Source organism: Pseudoalteromonas obscura, from assembly GCF_030135505.1.
Taxonomy (GTDB): Bacteria; Pseudomonadota; Gammaproteobacteria; order Enterobacterales; family Alteromonadaceae; genus Pseudoalteromonas; species Pseudoalteromonas obscura.
On record NZ_JASJUT010000013.1, the window covers coordinates 83,475 to 106,700 of the forward strand.

The window sequence follows — 23,226 nt, forward strand, 5'->3', positions numbered from 1 at the left end:
AACAGATTTGCGATACATCCCGAGTAGCTCACACATTCTCTGGCCTTTTTTAAAAATATTTATGAGCTAACATTCAACAACATGTTTGGCTATGACAGTACATAGCCACTAAATCAAATATGTGGTTGCTCTTAAATAAAAAATCAAACTAGGTCGATTATGGCTAATTTTTTACTGCGAAACAATCTGCTACTCGGCTTAATTGGCAAGGAATTCTTAATTAAGCAATATATTGATGGCTACAACAAGCATTGACTGCTGTGCATCAAACTCTCATCAATTAAGATAAAAATGGCACTTTAGGCATTTACGCAGTTAAATACCTAAAAGCAACCTTTATAACTAACAAAACACCCCGCTACCCGCCGCACTTATTAAACTCTTCTGACGCTTTAGCATACACAGTACAAAAGTCTTCGCTGCCATTACTGGCCTTTAACTGCTGTCCATCGAATAACGCATTGATAACTTTTGATTTGGTAATTGTCAGGCGCTTGTTTCGACATGACTTAACCGCCATTTCCCCACATTCAGCTGCACTTGTCGCCTCTTTAAATTTAGAGCAGCGCTGCTTTCCTTTGCACTTTTTATAGCTAATTTTCTCCTTACCCGGACATGCCGTTCTAACATATTTGATTTCACATGTGCCAGCTTTGACTTTAGTGGGCATTGCACTAAGTACCAGTGATACGGCCCCAATTGCTAATAGTAGTTTCATCGTCATCTCCTAAGTTTTAAATTGGCTCATCATTAACCTGAGTGTCTCTGCCATTTCAGCCAACTGCTGACTAGCCTGTTTATTTTCCTGCGCATGATTTGAGTTAAGGTTTGTAATTTCATGCATATGTTGGACATTATCGTATTGGCTCACCGCAGCAAGGCTCTGCTGCTCAGATGCCGCAGCAATTTGTTGGCTCATATCTTTGATGGTTTCAACACTGTTTACAATTGCACTTAAAGTGCCTTGAACAGCTTCTATACCACTTACACAATTGTGTGTTTCTCGCTGAGAATTAGACATGGTATTGACTGCACCTTTTGCACCATCTTGTAATCCGGTTATGGCTTTTTCTATTTCTTCGGTTGCATCTTGAGAGCGGCTAGCGAGCGTCCGGACTTCGTCTGCAACCACTGCAAATCCGCGCCCTTGTTCCCCCGCTCGAGCCGCTTCGATGGCTGCATTTAAAGCGAGCAGGTTGGTTTGCTCTGCAATACTCCGGATCACCGCCAGCACAGTGTTAATGTTTTCCAGCTCGTTGCTCAACTGATTAATCGCATTTGCTGAGGTTTCTATCGAAGATTCGAGCCCCTTAATATTTTGTACGTTGGTTACTAACAACTCTTCGCCAGATGCAGCTTCACTACTTGCTTGCTGGACCTGTTCTAATGTGCTGTGAATACTGTCTGTTACCGAACGCACTGTTTCTTTCATTTCTGAAATTGAGCTACTCATTGCGCTCATTTGCTCACTCTGCTGCGACGCACTGCTACAACTTTGTTCCGCAATCATATTGGTCTGTTCAGCCGTTGAAGAGAGTAATTGCGTGTTACTTGTTACCTCTCTCAGTGTACCTGCTAAAGTGTCAATGAGTTTTTGGATATTACTGGCCAAACGACCAAACTCATCCTGTTTAAAGTTATCGAGCTGAACGGTTAAGTCTCCCTGCGCGGCGCGATTAATTGAATCGATAATCTGATGTAATGGCGTGCGCACACTGTTAATCACAAAATATGCTATCACGATGGACAATATGATAGTGACAACGGTCAATGCCGATGTCACCTGTAAACTCTCTTCAATCGCCTCTTCAGCAGCCTGCTGGGCATCCTCCGTCAGCCCACCTATTTTCTCATTCAGCTCCCTTAGCTGTAGCTGTAACTCTTCTGCTGAGCCAGAAGCCTCTGTAACGAGGTTACTGAGCTGCTTTTTTTCGTTTAGCGTGTTGATTCTTGACTGTAATGCGTTGTCTGAACCGACAACTGCCTGTTTGAATTGAGAGAAGTTCTCTTCCATTAAACCTAACGCATCAGAATTCGCGAGTTCCGGAGAGTTTTTCAGCGCAGTCAGTTGTTGCTCCATGTCAGAGATTGATTCTTTGGCAACACTCGTTACATTCATGATTTCGAACGTAATATTAGAAGTGAGGCCACCACTGACCTCATCTACTAAATTTTCAACATTTTCAATCAGTGCGTTAACCACATCAGATATTTTTTGGTCATTCGAAATGCCTTCAAGGTCATATGCCAAGCTGAGTGTTTCATCCCCCATATCGGTGAACTCACTGGCAGCCTCAGCCGTACGCTCTTTTAGTTTGAACGCTAGTACCGCTTTGTTGAAGGCACTATCGGCGCGCTGAAAAAATACTGTGTTAAGTTTTTTGGAGTTGTCAAAAGGCCTGCTGAGCTCAGGTTCAGATTCAGTAAGCTCTGATAACTGCATTAATGCTTTATCGTTGTCTTGTTTTTGTAAATTGTATTGATTGCGGATGGCGCTAATCGCACTGAGTGTTGGCGCTTGCTCTAGCTGCGTCAAAGATAACCTCGACAGTAAGACTGACTGGAGCATATTATTGCCCGATATTAATGTTGGAACACTTTGATTAGAAACCTTTTGAACAGATCCACCGATAGTTATGTTCCCTGTTAGCGCTACGATGTAAATAATGCAAGCTAAAACTACAACTGCCGTAAACCCACTCATTACACGAGCCGAAACGGTTAATTGCATGTGATGTTAATCATTTTGTGTCTATGTAGTTAAACTTATAGTCAACAATCAGCAGAATGGCGAATTTGACTGTAATATTGTCTTAGTTCGAACAAGCACAAGGGTTGACGTAATTTGATATACTAAATTCTCATTTTTCTGCATATCAATACTTGCAGTTGAGCGCTGCAGCGGGTAACGTTGCGCCGATTCTAATTTATTAAGGTATTAAATTTTGATTTCTACAGCGAATATCACCCAACAGTTTGGCTCTAAGCCGCTTTTTGAAAATATCTCAGTCAAATTTGGCGAAGGTAATCGCTATGGCCTAATCGGGGCGAATGGCTGTGGTAAATCAACTTTTATGAAAATCCTCAGTGGTGAGTTAGAACCAACTGGTGGTAATGTCAGCTATGATCCACAAGAACGTGTTGCTAAACTTAATCAGGATCAATTCGCTTACGAAGAATATACGGTAATTGATACGGTTATCATGGGCTACAAAGAGCTGTGGGAAGTAAAACAAGAACGTGATCGTATTTACTCATTGCCAGAAATGAGCGAAGAAGAAGGTATGATTGTTGCGGATCTTGAAGTCAAGTTTGCCGAAATGGATGGCTATATGGCAGAGTCCAAAGCGGGCGAATTACTCCTTGCTGTAGGTATTCCCACTGAACAACACTTTGGCTTGATGAGCGAAGTTGCTCCGGGCTGGAAACTGCGTGTACTTCTCGCTCAAGTACTCTTTGCTGACCCACACATCATGCTTCTAGATGAGCCAACCAACAACTTGGACATCGACACCATTCGCTGGCTTGAGCATACCTTAAACGAGCGCAACTGCACTATGATCATCATTTCTCACGACAGACACTTTTTGAACAGTGTTTGTACTCATATGGCAGACTTAGACTATGGTGAACTACGTCTTTATCCGGGTAACTACGACGAATACATGACTGCTGCCTCGCAAGCAAGAGAGCGATTACTCGCTGATAATGCGAAAAAGAAAGCGCAAATTGCTGAACTGCAAACTTTCGTTGCACGATTCTCTGCCAACGCCTCAAAAGCGAAACAAGCGACATCACGAGCAAAACAAATTGACAAAATTCAATTGGAACAAGTCAAAGCATCAAGCCGTCAAAACCCCTTCATTCGCTTTGAGCAGTCAAAAGAGTTGTTCAGAAATGCACTGGAAGTTGAAGGCTTATCACAAGGCTTTGAGGCAGATTTGTTTAGTGACTTCAGTGGTATTTTTGAAGTGGGCGAAAGAGTCGCGATAATCGGTGAAAATGGTGTAGGTAAAACCACTTTATTGAACACCCTTGCCAGTCAATTGGCTCCTAGAAACGGCGCATTCAAGTGGTCAGAAAACAGTAACATTGGCTATTACGCTCAAGATCACGCAGAAGACTTTGAAAAAGATATGGACCTGATGGAATGGATGGGCCAATGGCGACAAGAAGGTGATGATGAGCAAGTATTACGTAGCTTCTTAGGGCGCATGCTTTTCTCTCAAGATAGCATCAAGAAGTCGGTTAAAGTCCTCTCTGGTGGTGAGCAAGGTCGTATGTTGCTCGGCAAGTTAATGATGCACAAACCAAACATATTGTTGATGGATGAGCCGACTAACCACATGGATATGGAGTCGATTGAATCGTTAAATACAGCCCTTGAACAGTACAAAGGCACGCTATTTTTCGTTTCTCACGATCGAGTTTTCGTTGACTCTCTAGCAACGCGTATTCTTGAAATTAAAGACAATAAGATCACTGACTTTAAAGGCACCTATAGTGAGTTTTTAAAGTTCAGAGGTATTGAAGACTGATACAGGCTGAGGCTGCGCGGCTTGCTCGCCGCGCATCTCATCACACCTTAAGCTTTACCAAAATACTTTCCATTACCGCACGCTCGATCGTTTGAAACGCATCCAAACATTTATCATTGAGTCCACAGTTGAGAAAATAAACCACACTGGTATTGAGCTCCGGAATGTATAAATTATTAGACACATAGCCATGATTCCCACCATTGTGGTGATAGACAGTATACCCTTGTATATCCTCTTTCCATAAGCCTAGAACATATTCAAGGCCCGGAGATACCGAAGCACGACTTTTAGCGCCAATGAGCTCTTCACGAGCTTGATTCGACAACCACTGCTCATTATTAAAGATATTTTCCATTAATAGCGATAACTCGGTAACAGTTGACGCTATTGGCGTTGCTGAAGAGGTTACATGACTTAAGATAGGCCACGTATTAATATATTCGCCGTTTTGCTTTTCATATCCTGGGGTAATCTCAGCAAATTGATTTTCAATGCCAACCGAAAAAGTATTAACCAACTCTAACCTATCGATAATTAGATCTCGCATCGCATGCGCATTTGGGTGTCCTAATACTCTATCTAAAATAATGCCTGCCAAAGCATAATTACTATTAGAGTATTCGGCCCCACTGCCTGGCTTAAAGTAGGCTGGTTGGCCTAATGCAAATTGAACGAGATCTTGATTTGTGATCCCTTTTTTATAGTTTGCCAAAACAAACTCGACATACGCGTCGTTGCTTCGCGGATCAGAGTAGTTGTAAATTCCACTGCTATGATTTAATAACTGTCGCAGAGTGATATCCGTGCCATGCTCTATTTGTTCGATGATCCCCGGTGATAACCACGTATCTATTGTCGCATCCAGGTCTAAAAGCCCCGCTTGGTGCAATTGAACGGCCAATAGTGCAGTAAAAACTTTTCCTGTGCTTGCTAGGTGATAAACAGCATCGGGCTGCAATGGCGCTTGTGTCGTTAAATTAGCAGTACCACTACTTCCTGTAAAAGTACGATTTGGCGTAGAAACATGCAAGATAATACCGTGTACTTGATCAGAAACGAGGTCATCAATTAATTTTTGATAGTTAAACTCGCCCTCAACTTTGTGCACAGAGTTAAGTGCCGGTTGTTGAGCTGGTATTGATACATTTTTTTGTGTGTTTGAACTGTTATCTCCACCACAAGCGCTTAAGCTAAATATCGCAATCGCTATGGTGAAACTTTCTCTTAATCTACAAATCATTGAATTGGTACCCATATTGTTATTGTTTTTAAAGCATATGGAACCTGCACACAAAATTGCGTATTACTTTTTTTAAAAATGTACCAAGTTGTACATCAAGCTTCTCTTTTAAAGCATAAAAAAGGGGCGAATTGCCCCTTGTTATCATTCATAAGCCATGACAAATTTACATTGCTTTGCGTTTTTCAACCCAGCGAGCAATGTCTTGTTCAACCAGCGCCAGTGGACGTGCGCCTTTTAGTAAAATTTCGTCATGAAACGATGTCATATCAAACTTGTTGCCCAAAGCTTTCTGCGCACCTTTTCTTAGCTCTTCAAACTTCAGCATACCCAACTTATAGCCTAGAGCTTGCCCCGGCCATGCAATATAGCGATCTATTGCAGGGACGACATCGCTCATAGCCGAGCCTGTCGCCTCAGCAAAATATTCAATTGCCTCTTGTCGAGTCCACTTTTTATAGTGTAGGCCTGTATCTACAACAAGGCGGGCTGCTCGGTATGCCTCCGCTTGCAATCGACCTAGATCACCGAATGGGTCGCCTTCGTACATGCCCATTTCGTAAGCAAGTAACTCGGAGTAAAGTGCCCACCCTTCGATATAGCCGTTAAACGACGCATTTTGGCGCATTAAGCCAATGTCGGTTTGTAACATATTGAGTGCAATTTGGAAGTGATGCCCTGGTACCGCTTCATGATATGTCAGTGTTTTCAAACCAAAGCTTGGTACAGCCTTCATATCTTTGAGATTTATCGCAAACACCCCAGGGCGGCTGCCATCTAAAGAAGGGCCATAGTAATAACCACCAGGTGCGCCAGCTTCAACCTCAACTGGAATACGTTTTACTTCTACTTTTTGTGGTGGCAGAGTCGAAAAGTACTGGGGGGCTTTTTCATTGATGACTTCAATCTCGCCCTTTAAGAAGTCCAACAGTTCCTGTCGACCCTGATCGCTATCAGCAAACAAAAAGCGTGGCTCTTCGTTTAATTGCTTCATACGCTCGCTCACTGAGCCCTTGGTGTAGCCATTCGACTTTAAGATCTCATCCATGCGCTTTGTGATACGCTTCACTTCCGCTTGGCCCACTTCATGGATCTGTTGTGCCGTCATGTCTGAGTCTGCTAAATACGTGATAGCATGTTGATAAAACGCTTCTCCATTAGGCTGTGCCCAAATACCGACTTTATCTGAGGCCTGTTTTTCCAATTCTGTCATTTTGGCGGTGATACGACCAAATGCAGGATATATCTGCATTGCCATCACTGATGCAGCACTTTCAACTAAACTCGCTTTTGCTCTGTCACTAACGCCTTCAAGGTTTTCTAGCTTTGTAGCGAAAGACGTCACAAGTACATGTTCATTTGCTTTTGGTTCAGTGTACGCAGTAAGATAAGATAAAGTATTGGGAAATAGTGGCTTAGGCAGTATGATCCCACGCTTTGCATCACTGACGACTTTCTCATTGACTTGGTCCACCATAGTCGCAAACGCAGCTAAACGTTCCACATACGCTTTTGCATCAGATATATTGCTAATTTCATGCTGGTTTTGCAATATACTTGGCACGTCCATCAGAGGCCCTGATATCTGGTTTACGATATAAGGTAAATGTCCACCCCAAGTATCAATGTATCCGGCAGAAAATACACTGTCACCTGCATAATACCGTGCTATAACCTCATTAACTTGCACATGTAATCTGTCTTTGTCACTGAGCTGCGCAGATTGCAACTGCTTGAGCTGCTCGGCAGCATGTGTCATGTCTATCTGCAACGCTTGCATGCCAGCAACTGAGTAGTCGGGTAGTCTATTTTCATAGCGGCCATAATCTTCACTTTCAAGCTTCAAAGATGTTGCCAAAGCTGGCTGGTGAGAAATAAACGTTTTGGTATATTTATCGACTACGGTGTCAACCTCAGCTCTACTTATTGTTTTTTTCGCTTTAGCTAGGTTTTCACTATTAACTTGATTCGATGTGGACTCTGTCGCACATCCAGTAATGGCAAAAAGTATAGCCGCTGCCAGCACGTTAACCTTTTTCATTATTTATCCCCAAATGTTGTCATCGCAGTGTGTAGGAATACTTAGCCGTATTTGCTTGTATTCTGTGTAATTTCAAATTCAACAGTAATCTACATAAATCGCGTTTATAAGTCACTTATATAAACGCTTTTTCTATTTTTATTCGAAGAGCTGGGTAAGCTAACAATTCAATTATTATCATTACAACCAGACAATTTAAGACGATTCACTCGCTGTCGTTACATCACTTGAATCATACTCATCTGTATTTGTTTTTTGCCACACAACCATATTCAATAATAATGAATAATCACAACATGTACGAAAGCTTATCCAATGTACCTTACAAAAAAATAAAAAACATAAACCACTGTATTTTTTACTTATTAATTTATAAACCATCAACCCCGCTCGCTATTTATGCTGAATCCCTCTTTATTTCGCCGCCTTTAATTAGCGCTTTTTTATGTACAATACCCCCCATCCCAATATGAAAAACTTTAAGTAAGGATTGATCATGAAGTTTAAAATGTCAGCGCTGTCACTAGGTGTATTCATCGGTATATCTTCAGTTGCACAAGCAAGCGTATACGACTCTGGAATTAAATCAGTTGAGTTACCTGCTGATGCTAAATTAACGACAGCACAAACCAATAACTATGATTATTCAGATAATCAGCCTTGGAGCCAAATGCCTCCTGCTCAACTGAGACCAGTTCAGGTGCCATTGTTTATTTCGATTGGTTTCGATGACAATGGTTCTAAGGCAGGCATGGACTGGATAGTTAACTTTACTCGTCAATTACAAAACGACAATGGCTCACATAATACGGCGACATTTGATGGCTCACCAGTCAGGTTTACTTTCTTCAATACGCCCTCTTATATAGAAGCTGCCGCTAACGATGCTGTGGGTGTCAAACATGCTTGGAGAAATGCTTGGCTAGATGGCCACGAGATTGGCAATCACACGTGGAGCCACAAAGATGGCGGGCCAGATACGGGCAACTTCAGTGAAGCACAGTGGGCACAGGAGCTGGGTATTACTCAAACATGGTTAAGTAAACCGTTTGACGCTACAGAGATCATGCACGGTGCAAATGATGCTGCGGGCCCTGGGATCCCAGTTAGTGAGATTATTGGCTTTAGGACCCCTTATTTAAATCACAATAATGCGTTGTTTTCAGCTCTTATCAAAGGTAATTTTGTCTACGATACCAGTGTAGAAGAGGGTTGGGGCAGCCAATATAATGGCACCAACAACCCATGGCCTTATACCATGAACAATGGTACGCCTACAACGCGGGTTGGAAAACCAGACGTTGGTCACTTCCCTGGCCTATGGCAGCTCCCTTCAAACGTATTTGAAAAGCCACAAGGCGGTAAAATGGTCGCATTTGACACAAATATGTGGGTTGGTAGCGCAATGAGTAAAAATGACGTGCTAGCTATCTTAAAGCACAACTTGCATTTGAGACTCGAAGGCAACCGCTCTCCTTTATTATACGGTGCACATGCCAATATTTACGCGCCAGAGTATGATACAGGTGGGCGTGCGACTACTTACTTAGAGCGTCAACAAGCAATTGAAGAATTCATTCAATATGCGCTCAGTTTGAAAGTTAACGGTCAACCTGTAGTCCGTATCGTGCCATTTAAAGATATCGTTGAGTGGATGCGTAACCCTGCGCCTCTGACTGATGGTAAAGTTGTAACAGTTAAAAGCATTGGGGCAAGCCCGACGTATGCACAAGGCAACATCTACCAAAAGGGTGACCAAGTTTATCATGACGGCAAGTACTATGAAGCTAAGTGGTACGCAGATTCAATGCCTGGTGCGCTTGCTCCTGACTACGACCCTTGGAAACTTATCACCAGAGAACAAGCGAGCAAGGTTTCTCACTTAGGCAGTGTTACACCGACTGGCGATACATTTGGTGACATCTTGATAGCACCGAACAAAGATCAAACCTTCTTCTTCAATGCCGCTGCTGGCGCTCAAGTTAAAAGCGTCACGCTCAACGGCGTTAACCTAGGTCCTCTAGAGCAGTATACGTTCAGTAATTTGACAGCTAACCAAGTTTTGACTGTTGAATTTAGTAAAAAGTAATAGATCAAATGATTAAGGCTGTACCTAAGTACAGCCTTTTTATGGCTTGATATCTTAACGGCAAACTCACTGCTCATTTAAAATGTACTTTCGCACAGCTCTATTGTGTTCTTTCAGTGATTTAGAGAAATAATGTGCGCCATTTCCTTTTGAAACAAAATATAAAAAGTCTGTATTAGCTGGTTGCACAGCTGCAAACAATGCATCTTTGGAGGGCATTGCAATTGGTGTTGGTGGAAGTCTATCAATTCGGTAGGTGTTATATGGCGTATATTCACGCAAATGAGACTTTTTAATATCACCACGGAACCGTTCTCCGAGCCCATAAATAACAGTTGGATCTGTCTGTAATCTCATCCCCTTGTTCAATCTATTATGAAATACCGAAGAAATAATATCTCTCTCAGCAGCTTGCCCTGACTCCTTTTCAATTATAGAAGCAAGAATAAGCGCTTCATAATCACTTTTTAACGGTACATTGTCGCCTCGTTTTTCCCAAGCTTCGCTTAAAACGCTTTGCATCTTTGTATGCGCACGCTGCAACAGTGCTGACGCATCGGTCAAACCTTCATAATGATATGTATCGGGGTATAACCACCCTTCTGGGTGTCCATTGCCAAATTGTATAAAACCTTCTGAAGGCTCATCTGGAATATCGAATATTAAAAACGCACTCTTCTTTAGATTCTCAATGATCGTTTTATAAGTGTCACCTTCAATAATAGTGAAGGTAAAATCAGCCTTGTCACCGCGGTGAACTTTTTCAATGGCCGTCAATACAGTAAGGCCCCTCAACTCATAAACCCCGGCTTTTAGAGTGAATTTCTGCGGCTGCAACTTACTATAAAGTTTATAAGGAAAGCAGCTTTCCAATGCCTGCTGAGACTGCCATTTTGCACATAAGCTATGAAAAGTCTCCCCCTGCGACACTTGCGTATATTGCTCTGGTAAGTCTAGGGTTTCACTTCGCATCAAACCCTGTAAGTTATACCCATAATATAAGATGATAAGTACAGGAACTGAGACGGCCCATAATAAAAAACGGATCATAGAGTGGCTTCTATCTTTGACTTCAAATCAAGGGCAGTTTGCAGGTTAAACACCTGTTTGTCTAATGATTTTACGGGTACAAGTCCCATCAAACTATTACACATAAATACCGCGTCTGCCTCCAATACATCATGCAAACACAATGATTTAGACTTTATTTGAGTATGATCAGACAGCAGTGATAGATACACACCTTTAATACCACACAGCTTCAAGCTAGGTGTAAACAGCTGGTTATTTTTCACAATGATGAGGTTGCTAGCAGAGCACTCTATGACGTTGTCATCAATATCTAAAACCAATACATCATCAGCCACTTGTTGGCTGGCTTGCGCTTTTATCAATACTTGCTCTAGACGGTTGAGCGTTTTCAGACCAGCAAACAGAGGCTGGTGACCAAGCTTAATATCACTGACGCTCAAACAAACACCTTGTTCTTGCCACTTAAAATAGTGCGCAGGAAAATCACTTTGTGTAATTATAATCTTGGGCTCTGGGTGCTCTGGTAAGCCATAACCTCGTCCACCAACCCCCCTGGTGATTAAAACCTTGATCACGCCTAAACCACACCCTTTTGCGGCTTCCAAACACGCGTTTGTAATTGCTTGCTCGTCTAGCTCTGGAAAACACAAGACTTGCTGACACTGCCTGAGCCTTGCTAAATGATATTGCCAAAGCTGTGGTTGGCCACTTTCAATTTTAATAGTTGTGAAAAAGCCATCGCCATAATTTAAGCCACGATCTTTATAACTGATTTCCATAAACCTTCCGAAAATAAAAAAGCCTGGCATTGCCAGGCTTTATCAAACTAAAGATAAATTTAAATCTTTTTGAACAGCAACGAGCCGTTAGTACCGCCAAAACCAAACGAGTTACAAAGCGCATAATCTAACTTTGCATCACGGGCTGTGTGCGGAACATAGTCTAGGTCACACCCTTCATCAGGGTTATCCAAATTGATAGTAGGCGATACTTTCTGGTCGACCAAAGACAAGATGCTTATAATTGACTCAACAGAGCCCGCGGCACCTAATAAATGTCCCATCATTGATTTGGAAGAACTCACCATCACATCATTCGCCGCGCTGCCAAAAATTGACTTAACTGCTGATGTTTCAGCAATGTCGCCTGCTGGAGTTGATGTACCATGTGCGTTGATATAACCAATTTGCTCCGCATTCACACCTGCATCGTTTAGTGCATTTTCCATAGCAAGTGCAGCACCCGAACCGTCTTCTGGTGGTGATGTCATATGATATGCGTCGCCACTCATACCGAAACCAACTAGTTCAGCATAGATTTTAGCGCCACGTGCTTTTGCGTGCTCGTATTCTTCTAGTACGATAACACCGGCACCATCTGCAAGTACAAAACCGTCTCTATCTTTATCCCAAGGACGAGAGGCCGCTTGAGGATCATCATTTCGAGTCGACAAGGCACGCGCAGCGCTAAAACCACCCATACCAATAGGTGTAGAAGCCTTTTCAGCACCACCGGCAACCATCGCGTCTGCATCACCATATGCAATCATACGTGCAGCATGACCAATGTTGTGAAGACCGGTTGTACAAGCTGTAACAATCGAAATATTAGGACCTCTCAAACCATGCATGATAGACAAATGTCCTGAGATCATATTTATAATGGTTGAAGGTACATAGAAAGGTGATAACTTTCGCGGACCACTCGCGATAAGCTTGTGGTGGTTTTCTTCAATAAGAGTCAATCCACCAATCCCTGAACCAACTGCCACACCAACACGTGCAGCATTTTGTTCAGTGATTTCTAATCCTGAATCCTTTAATGCTTGGACACCAGCTGCAATACCATACTGAATAAACAAGTCCATTTTTTTTGTGTCTTTTTTGGACATGTATTCTGTCGCATCAAAGTCGTTAACTAAGCCAGCAAACTTAGTTCCAAAACTCGATGTATCAAAATGCGTGATATTTGAAATGCCACTACGACCTTCTAATAGGCCTTGCCAGGTTGACTGAACATCATTACCTAGCGGCGTCAACATACCTAAGCCAGTTACTACGACTCGACGTTTAGCCACGGTTTCCTCCAAAAAGGGATTTGAAATTTTGCGGGGGTAGAATGAATGAGGGCAGCGAGTGCTGCCCTTCAGATCCGTTAATTACTCAGCGTGAGCAGTAACGTAGTCGATCGCAGCCTGAACAGTAGTGATTTTCTCAGCTTCTTCATCAGGGATCTCAGTGTCAAACTCTTCTTCTAGAGCCATTACTAGCTCAACAGTGTCAAGAGAGTCCGCGCCTAGGTCATCAACGAAAGAAGCTTCTGATTTTACTTCTTCCTCTTTAACACCTAGTTGCTCAACGATGATTTTTTTTACGCGTTCTTGGATGTCGCTCATTCTTCTTTCCTTTATTAAAACGCTTTTTGCGTTAATTTCAGATTGCGGCGTAGTTTACGGCGCATCATGTATTGATTCAAGGATTGACTTAGACTTTTTTGTCTGGTCAAACCTGTTACTAAATATTTTTACTCTTTATCGCCTATTTTCAGGGCAATATCAAGCTAGTTTGCGGCAAGATCACAAAAATTTAAATTATTTTGTAATCTTTACACCATATACATCGCACCGTTCACGTGCAACGTTTCTCCGGAGATATATGCAGCTGCATCAGAAGCTAGGTACGCTACAGCTGCAGCAATTTCTTCAGGCTGACCTAAACGACCTGCAGGTACGTTTGCCAGTGTTGCCGCTTTTTGCTCGTCAGTTAATTCATCAGTCATATCAGTTTTGATAAAACCAGGTGCAATTACATTCACTGTAATACCACGAGAAGCGACTTCACGTGCAAGTGATTTAGAGAAACCGATAACACCAGCTTTCGCTGCTGCATAGTTTGCTTGACCGGCATTACCCATGGTGCCAACTACAGAACCAATGTTAATAATACGGCCTGACTTTTTCTTCATCATCGGGCGAAGTACAGCTTTGGATAAACGATAAATTGCACTTAAGTTAGTGTCAATAATATCTGTCCACTCGTCATCTTTCATACGCATAAGCAAATTATCGCGAGTAATACCCGCATTATTTACCAACACGTCAACATCACCAAAATCAGCTTTAATCTGCTTCAAAACAGCATCAATAGACTCAACGTCAGTGACATTAAGTTTATAACCTTTACCGTTTTCACCTAAATACTCGCTGATTTTTTCCGCGCCTGAGTCACTTGTTGCTGTACCAAGTACCGTTGCGCCCTGTGCGACCAATGTCTGCGCGACTGATTTACCTATACCGCGACTTGCACCTGTGACTAATACGATTTTATCTTTAAGATCAAATATATTGGACATTTTTCTTCTCTATTATTCTGCACTTTCAATTGATGCTACATCGTTAGCAGCAGCACATTTAACTGATTTATCAATTCGTTTTGCCAAGCCTGTAAGAACTTTTCCTGGGCCAAACTCATAAGCCTGAGTAATCTCTTGCGCGGCAAGCTGTTGAACTGTTTCAGTCCAGCGTACAGGACTAAATAGCTGCCTTATAAGCGCATCTTTTATTTCTGTAGCACTTTTAGCTACTGCAACATCGACGTTGTTGATAACCGGATATTTAGGCTCTGCAAATGTTAAGCCTTCAAGATCAGCTGCCAGGCGCTCTGCCGCTGGTTTCATTAACTCACAATGTGAAGGGACGCTTACTGATAAAGGAAGAGCGCGCTTTGCACCTGCTTCTTTACATGCTTCACTCGCTCTATCTACGGCTTCTTTATGCCCTGCAATTACAACTTGACCAGGCGAATTGTAATTTACCGGAGACACAACCTGCCCTTGCGCAGACTCAGCACATGCTTTGACAATTGCCTCATCTTCTAAGCCGATAATTGCAGCCATAGACCCTGTTCCAGCTGGCACGGCTTCTTGCATATACAAACCACGTTTTTCAACTAGCTTTACAGCTTCTGACAACGAGATAACACCTGCACATACAAGCGCTGAATACTCACCCAAGCTGTGACCGGCTAATACAAGTTCAGCATCAACATTTTTTGCTTGCCAGTGACGAAAAATAGCTACGCTAGACGTCAATAATGCTGGCTGAGTTTTATGAGTTTGATTTAGCTCTTCTTCAGGACCATTTAACACCAAGGCTTGCAGATCATATCCAAGCGCTTCTGATGCTTCGGCAAAGGTTTTTTTTACAATGTCAGATGATTCGATTAGCTCTGACAACATACCAACACTCTGAGAGCCTTGGCCTGGGAAAAGTAAAGCAATTTTTTGTGACATAAGATGCTCTTTTACTCGTCTTTAAATTCGTACACCCACAATTAGCGCGACCAACTTGTTCTATAGCGCTAACTGATGAAGTATGACTAAAAATATCTATATACAAGCAACTTTGCTTGAACAGACGCGAAGTATGCACGAAAAGTGGTGTTTGTGCTAACTAATAGAGGTTTCTTCCACGTCAGTCATTTTTTCAAAAGCTGATTGTATTTTTTCGGGAATGCGTCGATTAACCTCTCTAACAGCTTCATCGATCGCTGCTAAAAATGCCTTATTCGATGCATTTCCGTGACTTTTTACGACAATACCACGCAATCCTACCAGACTTGCTCCGTTATACTGGTCGGGGTTCACCTTTTTATAGAGTTTTTTTATCACCGGGCGTAGTAAAAATGCGAGAGCCTTGTAAAAAAAGTGTTTTTTTAGTGCTTTCGTGAATTTTAGCATGATCAACTTGGCAATTCCTTCACAAGTTTTCAAAGCTATATTACCCACAAAGCCTTCGCACACAATAACATCCGACTTTCCTGAAAAAATATCACTACCTTCACAGTAACCTTGGTAGTTTAGATGCTCACACTCACACATCAACTTGGCCGCTTGCTTTATTCCTTCATGCCCTTTGATGTCTTCTGCACCAATATTCAAAAGGCTCACTTTGGGGCTTTCTTTATCTAGAGACTCTCCGGCAACGATTGATCCCATAATTGCAAATTGAAACAAGGTTTCCGGATCACATAGCACATTGGCACCTAAATCGAGCAAATAGACAGGCTGTTTTTTTTCTGTAGGCATCGAAGTAATGAGTGCTGGACGCTTAATACCTGGCAGCATTTTCAATACGTAGTGGGCCATCGATAGTAAAGCGCCAGTATTGCCTGAACTGACACATGCTTGAGCTTGACCTGTTTTAACTAGATCAAGAGCAATACGCATTGAAGATTTACGTTTATTTCTAAGCGCATGAGCTGGCTCACAATTATTTGTAACAACTTGTTCGCTATGCTTTATAACCAGTCTGGGGTGATCGAGTTGGTTTTCTTTACTGAGAGCTTGTCGCAAGACTGCTTCATTACCACAAAGTAACAAAGTTAAATTTGGATATTTTTCAACTGCTAGGATAGCAGCTGGAATAGATGAACGGGGGCCGTAATCGCCCCCCATCATATCTAACGCAATGGTTAGATTAGTCAGCATAAAGTAATCTCTTACTTAGAAATTACTTTAACGCCTTTGTAGTAACCATCTGCAGTTACGTGGTGACGACGATGAGTCTCACCTGAAACTTGGTCTACAGTTAAAGCTGGTCCGCTGATAGCATCGTGTGAACGACGCATGCCACGACGTGAACGAGTCACTTTGCTTTTTTGTACCGCCATTAGCCTTCTCCTAAGAATCTTTCTTAAGTTGTTTTAAAATTTCAAATGGATTTGGTTTACTTTCTTCTGCTTCGATTTCGCCAAAGCTCACTGGCTTATTTGAAAACGAACATGAAGCTTCATCATGCATAGGAACTATAGGAATCGCTAAAATCAATTCATCTTCGATAATTTGTCGAAGATTGATTTCACCTTCTTCATCTAACTCCACCACATCGTAGCTTTCAGGAAGATCATCCGACTCTGCACCTAATCCGACTGGCGAATACGCAAAGTCTTGAGCCAAATCCAACCCTAATTCATCATTACAACGCTGACACAACAATGTTACTTGTGCTCGAGCTGAGCCCCGAATCACAACTAAACCTTGCTGATCAATATCGCAATGAATAGTTACCGCTATTTCACCTACCTGATCCTGCACAACTTGCTGCAGTCGAGAAAGTTCTTCAAGCGACACAATGCCGTCATAAGTAGCTCGACGTTGCGCTGCCCTGCCTGGATCAAGAGTGATGGGAATTTTCACCTTTTGCATAGGGGCTGCATCATATAGATTGTTAGTGGTTTAGTCAAAGTAAAAATAAACTTTCCTATTGTTTTTCGCCTACTAACGCTTATCCTTGTGTCAAATCCTCAATTTAAACACCAATAGACTCATGAAAACACCTATTATATTAGCCTCAAGCTCGCCATTTAGGCAGCAAATTTTGAAAAAAATTGGCCTTTCTTTTACAACTTTTTCTCCAGAGATTAATGAGTCGCCAATATCCGGTGAAACACCGCAAGATCTCGTGCAGCGCTTAAGCGAAAACAAAGCCAAAGTAGCGATACAACACTATCAAAAAGGGCTAGTCATCGGCTCTGACCAAGTCGCGGTGTTCGATGGCCAAGTTCTTGGTAAACCCCATAACAAAGAAAATGCAATTAAACAGCTCACATTATTTAGCGGTCAATGTGTTACCTTTTATACAGGACTGAGTGTCTATTCTATTGAAGAAGATAAATGTATCACTAAAGTTGTACCGTTTAACGTTTATTTTAGAGCGCTAACTTCAACACAAATTTCAAATTATTTAGAGATAGAACAGCCATACAACTGCGCTGGCAGCTTTAAAAGTGAAGGGCTAGGTATATGCCTATTTGACAAGCTTGAAGGTGAAGACCCAAATACATTAGTGGGCCTTCCGCTTATAGAGCTGACAAAAACATTCGCGAGTTTTGGTTTAGATGTATTAGGTCAAGTACGTCAATAACTGTTCAAATTCATCTACTACATGAACCGGTGAGAATGGCTCAAGCTCTCCTCGTGAGGCAACGCCAAAAGTCACCCCGATGGCATCTATACCGGCTTTAGATGCCATTTCCATATCGATTGTTGTGTCTCCTATCATCACCGCATCTTTAGCCATAACGTCTAATTCATCCAGCAGTTGATGCAACATATCTGGATGCGGCTTGGAGTGTGCCTCATCAGCAGTTCTAGTTGCTTGAAAATATTTGTGCAACCCTGATTCACTCAACAGCCTATTCAGACCTTGGCGACTCTTCCCCGTTGCAATTGCTATTTTAGTTCCTCGTTCCGCCAGTTGTTTAAGAACGGCCTCTACACCACGAAATAATTCCGTGGGTGTTGTATCGACATCTCGGTATATAACTTTATAAGCATCAGCCAAGTCAGCACTGCGATAGGCCTGTGCAGGAAACAAAGTAGCTAAAGCCTTTTCAAGCGATAAACCAATAATGCTTTTAGTTTTTTGTTCTGACTCTCTAGGGATCCCGTATTGATCGGCAACCAAATTAATGGTGTTAACAATCTTGGGGACGGTATCCATAACCGTGCCGTCCCAATCAAATATGACCAGTTTATAGCCCATTATCTTCTCGTAATGTTTTTATACATGCCGTCAAAGCGTCGTCCAAAGGTGCTTCTACATGCAAAGTGGTTTCTGTTTTAGGGTGCAAAAAGCGAAGCTCTCTAGCATGCAAGAATAAACGCCCTAGGCCTTTTTTACGCATTTGCGCATCAAAAGCTTGGTCGCCATATTTATCGTCACACGCGATAGGGTGCCCTTTACACTGAGTATGCACTCGAATTTGGTGTGTACGACCTGTAACAGGAGATGCTTGCACCAAAGTCGCGCCATTGAAACGCTCTAGCACACGAAAGCGCGTATGTGATGCTTTACCCTCTTCCGGATCGACTCGCACTACACGCTCGCCTGATTTTAGCGTGTTCTTTCTCAGCGGCTCAGTTACATTTTTGTGCTTCGAAGACCACTCACCAGCAACCAGTGCCCAGTAATTTTTCTCCATGGTTTTCTCTCTTAGTTGCTCGTGCAAGCCTTTTAAAACCGCTCGGCGTTTAGAAATAAGCAAGCAACCTGAAGTATCTCTATCTAGTCGATGAACCAACTCAAGTGATTTTTCTTGCGGTCTAAGGGCGCGGATCGCCTCTATCAAACCATAACTAAGACCGCTGCCACCATGCACTGCCATTCCAGAAGGCTTATTTATAACAATCAGATACTTATCTTCATATATTATGCAATCTTCTAAACTTGCTACCCGGTCCAAGTTTTTAGGGACAAATTCTGTTTTTTCTGCTGTTTTAACTGGCGGGATCCGCACTACATCGTCAATTTGTAGCTTATATACTGGCTTGACACGCTTTTTATTGACGCGAACTTCACCCTTTCTCAAAATTTTATAAACAGCACTTTTTGGTACACCTTTTAAATGTGTAACTAAAAAGTTATCAATACGCTGCCCTAACTGATCTTCGGTGATAGTTACAAAGGTAACTTGTAAACCATTCTTTTCTGACATTGCCTAATCACTGATTTGAGTAATAATTTAGTTGCTATCACACAGTTATTAGTGGGATAATCGACTCGCAAATTTTGCGAGCATTGCTTTTTATCGCAAATAAACTGTCGTGATGCACATCTTGGGTGGAGGATCATACAGATCAGAGCTAATATTTCCAAAGCTTTTATCTCCGACCCAAGACAATTATTACGTGTAATTGGCATAAGATGAAGCGCGTAACAGTTCATCTTTTTATCGCCAGACATGACATACGAGTAAATAAAAGCAAAATTATCGTGTCTTGTGTAAATTTGTGGGTGTGTTTAACCCGAGCGAGTTCTGTAGCAAAAAGTAAAAGCTATTTTTTAACCCGTCGACAATATGAATCAGGCATAAGTGTTAAAACAGACTAAGTTCCCTTCTCCCCAGTCGTGAGACTGCATCAGTAACAGGAACATTTAAACTGCCTGCAAGGGCGCACAAGAATAGTATAAGTAGAGTTTTACCACCCGATGCAAAGTAAATGCGGGAAGGTAAAAAAGTAAATAGAGTACATAAGAATATGAAACGCATGCTAATCAATGCGACGCAGCAAGAAGAAATGCGCGTTGCACTGGTTGATGGCCAGCGTCTATATGATTTAGATATAGAAAGCCCAGGTCACGAACAAAAGAAAGCCAATATATACAAAGGCAAAATAACCCGTATAGAACCCTCACTTGAAGCTGCATTTGTCGATTATGGCGCAGAGCGTCACGGCTTCCTCCCTCTCAAAGAAATTGCCAAAACATACTTCCCTGAAGGCTATACATTTAATGGCCGCCCTAACATCAAAGATGTTATCAAAGAAGGCCAGGAAGTAATTGTTCAGGTTGACAAAGAAGAGCGTGGACAAAAAGGCGCTGCACTGACAACTTTTATCAGTGTTGCTGGTAGCTATTTAGTTTTAATGCCAAATAACCCTCGTGCTGGCGGTATTTCACGTCGTATCGAAGGCGATGAGCGTATTGAGCTGAAAGAGGCCTTAAGCCGTCTTAAATTGCCAAAAGGCATGGGGCTTATCGTTCGTACGGCTGGTGTAGGTAAATCTTTCGAAGAACTTGAATATGACTTGAAAGCTCTTCTTGTGCACTGGCAAGCAATTCAAGAAGCTGCCGATAGCCGCAAAGCACCGTTTTTGATCCATCAAGAAAGTAACGTTATCTTCCGAGCGATCCGCGACTATCTTCGTCGTGATATCGGTGAGATATTGATTGATAAACAAAAAGTTTTTGATGAAGCAAGAGCTCATATTGAACGTTTCAGACCTGACTTTATCAATCGTGTGAAACTATACAAGAATGATGTGCCTCTGTTCACTCACTATCAGATTGAGAGCCAAATTGAATCTGCTTTCCAGCGCGAAGTAAGACTGCCATCTGGAGGCTCGATTGTCATCGATCCGACTGAAGCGCTTACCTCTATTGATATCAACTCGTCTAAAGCAACCAAAGGCGGCGATATTGAAGAGACAGCACTCAATACCAATTTAGAAGCAGCTGATGAAATCGCAAGGCAGCTAAGACTTCGCGACTTAGGTGGTCTAATCGTTATCGACTTTATCGATATGACTCCTCCACGCCATCAGCGTGAAGTTGAAAACCGCCTAAAAGAAGCTGTGAGAGCAGATAGAGCTCGCGTCCAAATTGGCAAAATTTCAAGGTTTGGCCTTTTAGAAATGTCTCGTCAACGTTTACGTCCTTCTCTGGGCGAAGCGAGCCAGCATTCTTGCCCACGTTGTAACGGACAAGGCACAATCCGCTCAAATGAATCAATTGCACTGTCTATTTTACGATTGATTGAAGAAGAAGCGATTAAAGAAAACACCGCTCAAGTGAATGCTCAAGTGCCTGTAAAGGTCGGCTCTTTCTTATTAAATGAAAAGCGCCGTGCGGTACAACGAATTGAAAAGAGACATAACTGTCACGTTGTCATTATTCCTAATCAGCACCTTGAAACGCCTCATTATGAAGTAGTTCGTTTGCGTAAAGACGATGTGCCAGAGTTAGCAAGTTATGAGCAAGTTGCAGAGCCTGAAGCTGATATCGTCGAAGTGCAGATGACTCAGGCTACGCCAAAAGAAGAGCCTGTCTTGAAAGGTGTGGTAATGCCTTCTTCGCCAGCACCTACGTCGCAACCTACCGCTCCACAAGCGCCAACAACAGCGACAGAGCAGACCCAAGCACAAAAACCTGGTCTATTAGCGCGTGTTGGCAATTGGCTTAAGAGCCTATTCTCTTCTGAGGAAGAACAACCGAAAGAAGAAGAGAAAAAGCAACAGCCGAAACGCCGAGGAAAACAAGACAACCGTCGCCGTAATCAACGACGTAAAGGCCGCGGTCGTGGTGATGCACAAAAAGATGTAGCAACTTCTAACGATACTGTAGCTAAAGGTGAAGACAAAGAACGCACTGATAATCAGGAACGTTCGGAAAACCGTAACAAGCGTCGTCGTCAAAACAATCGTAAACGTACTGATTCAGATAAAACGAAGAACACCAATACGGACAACGAAAATCAAAAACAGGAATCTCAGCAAGAGCAGCGAGAAAAGCCTGTAAAACAGCGCCGTCAACGAAGAAACCTGCGTAAGAAAGTACGTATTGAAAAGCAGACTGAAGCAACACAAGAGTCTTCACAGACTGATATGTCACCAGTTCCTGTCGAACCAGAAAAGCAGGAAAAAGTACATGCTCCAGTAGAAGAGCCAATCATTGCAGAGGAAAAAAATACCGTAGAGGACACGGTAGAAAGCGCTGAAGTAAGTGTTCAAAATGAAGCTATCGTTGAACTAGATACGACCGAGAACACTGAGACACCAGCAGTCAGTGATGAGCAAGATGACGAAGCCGATGGTGAAAAGCGCGAAGCAAAAACGCGCTCAAGACGTTCACCTCGTCATTTAAGAGCAGCAGGTCAAAGACGTAAACGTGGCGAGTCAACAAACCGTCAATCAGCTCCAGCTTTTGTTCCTGTTGCTGACCAAGCTGCCGCAGAGTTTGAAGCTCAGCTACGCTCAGGAGAAGCCGTTACTGCTGAGGAGGCGTCAGCTGCAGAACAAGCACCTGTTGTTGAACAAGCACCTGTCGCAGAACAAGCACCTGTCGCAGAACAAGCACCTGTGGCTGAACCTGCACCTGCTGTTGAACCAGCACCTGTGGCTGAGCAAGCACCTGAGGCTGAACAAGCACCTGTCGCTGAACAAGCACCTGTGGCTGAGCCTGCAACTGTTGTTGAATCAGCACCTGTGGCTGAACCAGCACCTGTGGCTGAACCAGCACCTGTGGCTGAACAAGCACCTGTGGCTGAACCTGCACCTGTTGTTGAACCTGCACCTGCTGTTGAACCAGCACCTGAGGCTGAACCTGCACCTGCTGTTGAACTTGCACCTGCTGTTGAACCTGCACCTGTCGCTGAACCTGCACCTGTTGTTGAATCAGCACCTGTTGTTGAACCTGCACCTGTTGTTGAACCTGCACCTGTTGTTGAACCTGCACCTGTGGCTGAACCTGCACCTGTGGTTGAATCAGCGCCTGTTGCTAAGCCAACAAAGTCAGGTCGTGTACGCTATACCAATACATCAGCATCACCAATGACAAAAGCCAGCTCTTCAGAAGAAGTATCTGATGCAGTTGTTCCTAGTGCTATGCCAAATGAATTGAGAGCGACTATCCAATCTAGTGGATTAGGTGTAGGCTCAAAATCGCCTACAGCTAGGGCAAGTGCTCAAATGGCCTCTCCACAGCCAGTTGAATAACTAATCTAAT

19 protein-coding genes are annotated in these 23,226 nt (G+C 42.7%); 4 read left to right on the forward strand and 15 right to left on the reverse strand.

All coding sequences use genetic code 11. The annotated features are described in order from the left end of the window. Positions 1–358: 358 nt before the first annotated feature. Together QNM18_RS23090 and QNM18_RS23095 are read right to left on the reverse strand one after the other, a co-directional pair. A complete protein-coding gene (locus QNM18_RS23090; RefSeq protein ID WP_284138568.1) occupies positions 359–718 on the reverse strand; it encodes a hypothetical protein in 360 nt (119 codons plus the stop codon). Positions 719–727: 9 nt separating this feature from the next. Beyond that, positions 728–2,569: a methyl-accepting chemotaxis protein gene (locus tag QNM18_RS23095; protein WP_284138569.1), complete on the reverse strand. Its 1,842-nt coding sequence runs from the start codon at positions 2,567–2,569 to the stop codon at positions 728–730. Positions 2,570–2,945: 376 nt separating this feature from the next. Here QNM18_RS23095 and QNM18_RS23100 point away from each other — a divergent pair, with 376 nt between their 5' ends. Continuing rightward, positions 2,946–4,538, forward strand: a complete 1,593-nt coding sequence (locus QNM18_RS23100; protein WP_211008976.1) for an ABC-F family ATPase — start codon at positions 2,946–2,948, stop codon at positions 4,536–4,538. Between the two features lie 40 nt (positions 4,539–4,578). Here QNM18_RS23100 and QNM18_RS23105 read toward each other — a convergent pair whose 3' ends face one another. Together QNM18_RS23105 and QNM18_RS23110 are read right to left on the reverse strand one after the other, a co-directional pair. After that, positions 4,579–5,781: a serine hydrolase domain-containing protein gene (locus QNM18_RS23105; protein WP_284138570.1), complete on the reverse strand. Its 1,203-nt coding sequence runs from the start codon at positions 5,779–5,781 to the stop codon at positions 4,579–4,581. A gap of 166 nt (positions 5,782–5,947) precedes the next feature. Next, positions 5,948–7,822 (reverse strand): DUF885 domain-containing protein, encoded by a 1,875-nt coding sequence (locus QNM18_RS23110; protein ID WP_284138571.1) that lies wholly within the window; start codon positions 7,820–7,822, stop codon positions 5,948–5,950. Between the two features lie 496 nt (positions 7,823–8,318). Between QNM18_RS23110 and QNM18_RS23115 the strand changes: the two genes are divergently transcribed. Then, positions 8,319–9,911 (forward strand): polysaccharide deacetylase family protein, encoded by a 1,593-nt coding sequence (locus tag QNM18_RS23115; RefSeq protein ID WP_284138572.1) that lies wholly within the window; start codon positions 8,319–8,321, stop codon positions 9,909–9,911. A gap of 66 nt (positions 9,912–9,977) precedes the next feature. Here the strand turns inward: QNM18_RS23115 and mltG are convergent, their stop codons facing one another. The 9 genes from mltG to yceD form a co-directional block, all read right to left on the reverse strand. Continuing rightward, positions 9,978–10,961, reverse strand: a complete 984-nt coding sequence (gene mltG, locus QNM18_RS23120; RefSeq protein WP_211008972.1) for an endolytic transglycosylase MltG — start codon at positions 10,959–10,961, stop codon at positions 9,978–9,980. Further along, positions 10,958–11,722 (reverse strand): aminodeoxychorismate lyase, encoded by a 765-nt coding sequence (pabC, locus tag QNM18_RS23125; RefSeq protein ID WP_247687214.1) that lies wholly within the window; start codon positions 11,720–11,722, stop codon positions 10,958–10,960. Before pabC ends, mltG begins: the two co-directional genes overlap by 4 nt. Positions 11,723–11,781: 59 nt before the next feature. Further along, a complete protein-coding gene (gene fabF / locus QNM18_RS23130) occupies positions 11,782–13,020 on the reverse strand; it encodes a beta-ketoacyl-ACP synthase II (protein ID WP_211008970.1) in 1,239 nt (412 codons plus the stop codon). An 81-nt stretch (positions 13,021–13,101) separates the two neighbouring features. Next, complete coding sequence (gene acpP, locus QNM18_RS23135) at positions 13,102–13,338, reverse strand: acyl carrier protein (RefSeq protein ID WP_010374019.1); 237 nt, start codon at positions 13,336–13,338, stop codon at positions 13,102–13,104. Positions 13,339–13,547: 209 nt separating this feature from the next. Beyond that, positions 13,548–14,294 carry a 3-oxoacyl-ACP reductase FabG gene (fabG, locus tag QNM18_RS23140; RefSeq protein WP_284138573.1) on the reverse strand — a complete coding sequence of 249 codons (747 nt, stop codon included), beginning with the start codon at positions 14,292–14,294 and terminating at the stop codon, positions 13,548–13,550. A gap of 12 nt (positions 14,295–14,306) precedes the next feature. Further along, a complete protein-coding gene (fabD, locus tag QNM18_RS23145; RefSeq protein ID WP_211008969.1) occupies positions 14,307–15,233 on the reverse strand; it encodes an ACP S-malonyltransferase in 927 nt (308 codons plus the stop codon). Between the two features lie 156 nt (positions 15,234–15,389). After that, positions 15,390–16,430 carry a phosphate acyltransferase PlsX gene (gene plsX, locus QNM18_RS23150; RefSeq protein WP_211008968.1) on the reverse strand — a complete coding sequence of 347 codons (1,041 nt, stop codon included), beginning with the start codon at positions 16,428–16,430 and terminating at the stop codon, positions 15,390–15,392. An 11-nt stretch (positions 16,431–16,441) separates the two neighbouring features. Continuing rightward, positions 16,442–16,612, reverse strand: coding sequence for a 50S ribosomal protein L32 (gene rpmF, locus QNM18_RS23155; RefSeq protein ID WP_023400289.1), 171 nt, complete (start codon positions 16,610–16,612; stop codon positions 16,442–16,444). 10 nt (positions 16,613–16,622) lie between these two features. Then, positions 16,623–17,147 carry a 23S rRNA accumulation protein YceD gene (gene yceD, locus QNM18_RS23160; RefSeq protein ID WP_211008967.1) on the reverse strand — a complete coding sequence of 175 codons (525 nt, stop codon included), beginning with the start codon at positions 17,145–17,147 and terminating at the stop codon, positions 16,623–16,625. Between the two features lie 121 nt (positions 17,148–17,268). Between yceD and QNM18_RS23165 the strand changes: the two genes are divergently transcribed. Further along, positions 17,269–17,865 carry a Maf family protein gene (locus QNM18_RS23165; protein ID WP_211008966.1) on the forward strand — a complete coding sequence of 199 codons (597 nt, stop codon included), beginning with the start codon at positions 17,269–17,271 and terminating at the stop codon, positions 17,863–17,865. On the opposite strand, the gene QNM18_RS23170 is transcribed toward QNM18_RS23165, so the two are convergent. Beyond that, positions 17,845–18,486 (reverse strand): HAD-IA family hydrolase, encoded by a 642-nt coding sequence (locus QNM18_RS23170; RefSeq protein WP_284138574.1) that lies wholly within the window; start codon positions 18,484–18,486, stop codon positions 17,845–17,847. The two genes, QNM18_RS23165 and QNM18_RS23170, sit on opposite strands and share 21 nt — an antisense overlap. Beyond that, positions 18,476–19,438, reverse strand: coding sequence for a 23S rRNA pseudouridine(955/2504/2580) synthase RluC (gene rluC / locus QNM18_RS23175; RefSeq protein WP_023400285.1), 963 nt, complete (start codon positions 19,436–19,438; stop codon positions 18,476–18,478). The genes QNM18_RS23170 and rluC overlap by 11 nt, the downstream gene beginning before the upstream one ends. A 544-nt stretch (positions 19,439–19,982) precedes the next feature. On the opposite strand from rluC, the gene rne reads away from it, so the two are divergent. After that, positions 19,983–23,216 (forward strand): ribonuclease E, encoded by a 3,234-nt coding sequence (rne, locus tag QNM18_RS23180; protein ID WP_284138575.1) that lies wholly within the window; start codon positions 19,983–19,985, stop codon positions 23,214–23,216. Positions 23,217–23,226: the final 10 nt, after the last annotated feature.

Excerpts from the sequence above, each read along its gene's own strand:
- acpP (WP_010374019.1), bottom strand. The coding sequence starts at position 13,338 with ATGAGCGACATCCAAGAACGCGTAAAAAAAATCATCGTTGAGCAACTA.
- pabC (WP_247687214.1), bottom strand. The coding sequence starts at position 11,722 with ATGGAAATCAGTTATAAAGATCGTGGCTTAAATTATGGCGATGGCTTT.
- rpmF (WP_023400289.1), bottom strand. The coding sequence starts at position 16,612 with ATGGCGGTACAAAAAAGCAAAGTGACTCGTTCACGTCGTGGCATGCGT.
- QNM18_RS23165 (WP_211008966.1), top strand. The coding sequence starts at position 17,269 with ATGAAAACACCTATTATATTAGCCTCAAGCTCGCCATTTAGGCAGCAA.
- yceD (WP_211008967.1), bottom strand. The coding sequence starts at position 17,147 with ATGCAAAAGGTGAAAATTCCCATCACTCTTGATCCAGGCAGGGCAGCG.
- rluC (WP_023400285.1), bottom strand. The coding sequence starts at position 19,438 with ATGTCAGAAAAGAATGGTTTACAAGTTACCTTTGTAACTATCACCGAA.
- plsX (WP_211008968.1), bottom strand. The coding sequence starts at position 16,430 with ATGCTGACTAATCTAACCATTGCGTTAGATATGATGGGGGGCGATTAC.
- QNM18_RS23095 (WP_284138569.1), bottom strand. The coding sequence starts at position 2,569 with ATGCTCCAGTCAGTCTTACTGTCGAGGTTATCTTTGACGCAGCTAGAG.
- fabD (WP_211008969.1), bottom strand. The coding sequence starts at position 15,233 with ATGTCACAAAAAATTGCTTTACTTTTCCCAGGCCAAGGCTCTCAGAGT.
- QNM18_RS23115 (WP_284138572.1), top strand. The coding sequence starts at position 8,319 with ATGAAGTTTAAAATGTCAGCGCTGTCACTAGGTGTATTCATCGGTATA.
- mltG (WP_211008972.1), bottom strand. The coding sequence starts at position 10,961 with ATGATCCGTTTTTTATTATGGGCCGTCTCAGTTCCTGTACTTATCATC.
- QNM18_RS23105 (WP_284138570.1), bottom strand. The coding sequence starts at position 5,781 with ATGATTTGTAGATTAAGAGAAAGTTTCACCATAGCGATTGCGATATTT.
- QNM18_RS23170 (WP_284138574.1), bottom strand. The coding sequence starts at position 18,486 with ATGGGCTATAAACTGGTCATATTTGATTGGGACGGCACGGTTATGGAT.
- fabG (WP_284138573.1), bottom strand. The coding sequence starts at position 14,294 with ATGTCCAATATATTTGATCTTAAAGATAAAATCGTATTAGTCACAGGT.
- QNM18_RS23110 (WP_284138571.1), bottom strand. The coding sequence starts at position 7,822 with ATGAAAAAGGTTAACGTGCTGGCAGCGGCTATACTTTTTGCCATTACT.
- rne (WP_284138575.1), top strand. The coding sequence starts at position 19,983 with ATGAAACGCATGCTAATCAATGCGACGCAGCAAGAAGAAATGCGCGTT.
- QNM18_RS23090 (WP_284138568.1), bottom strand. The coding sequence starts at position 718 with ATGAAACTACTATTAGCAATTGGGGCCGTATCACTGGTACTTAGTGCA.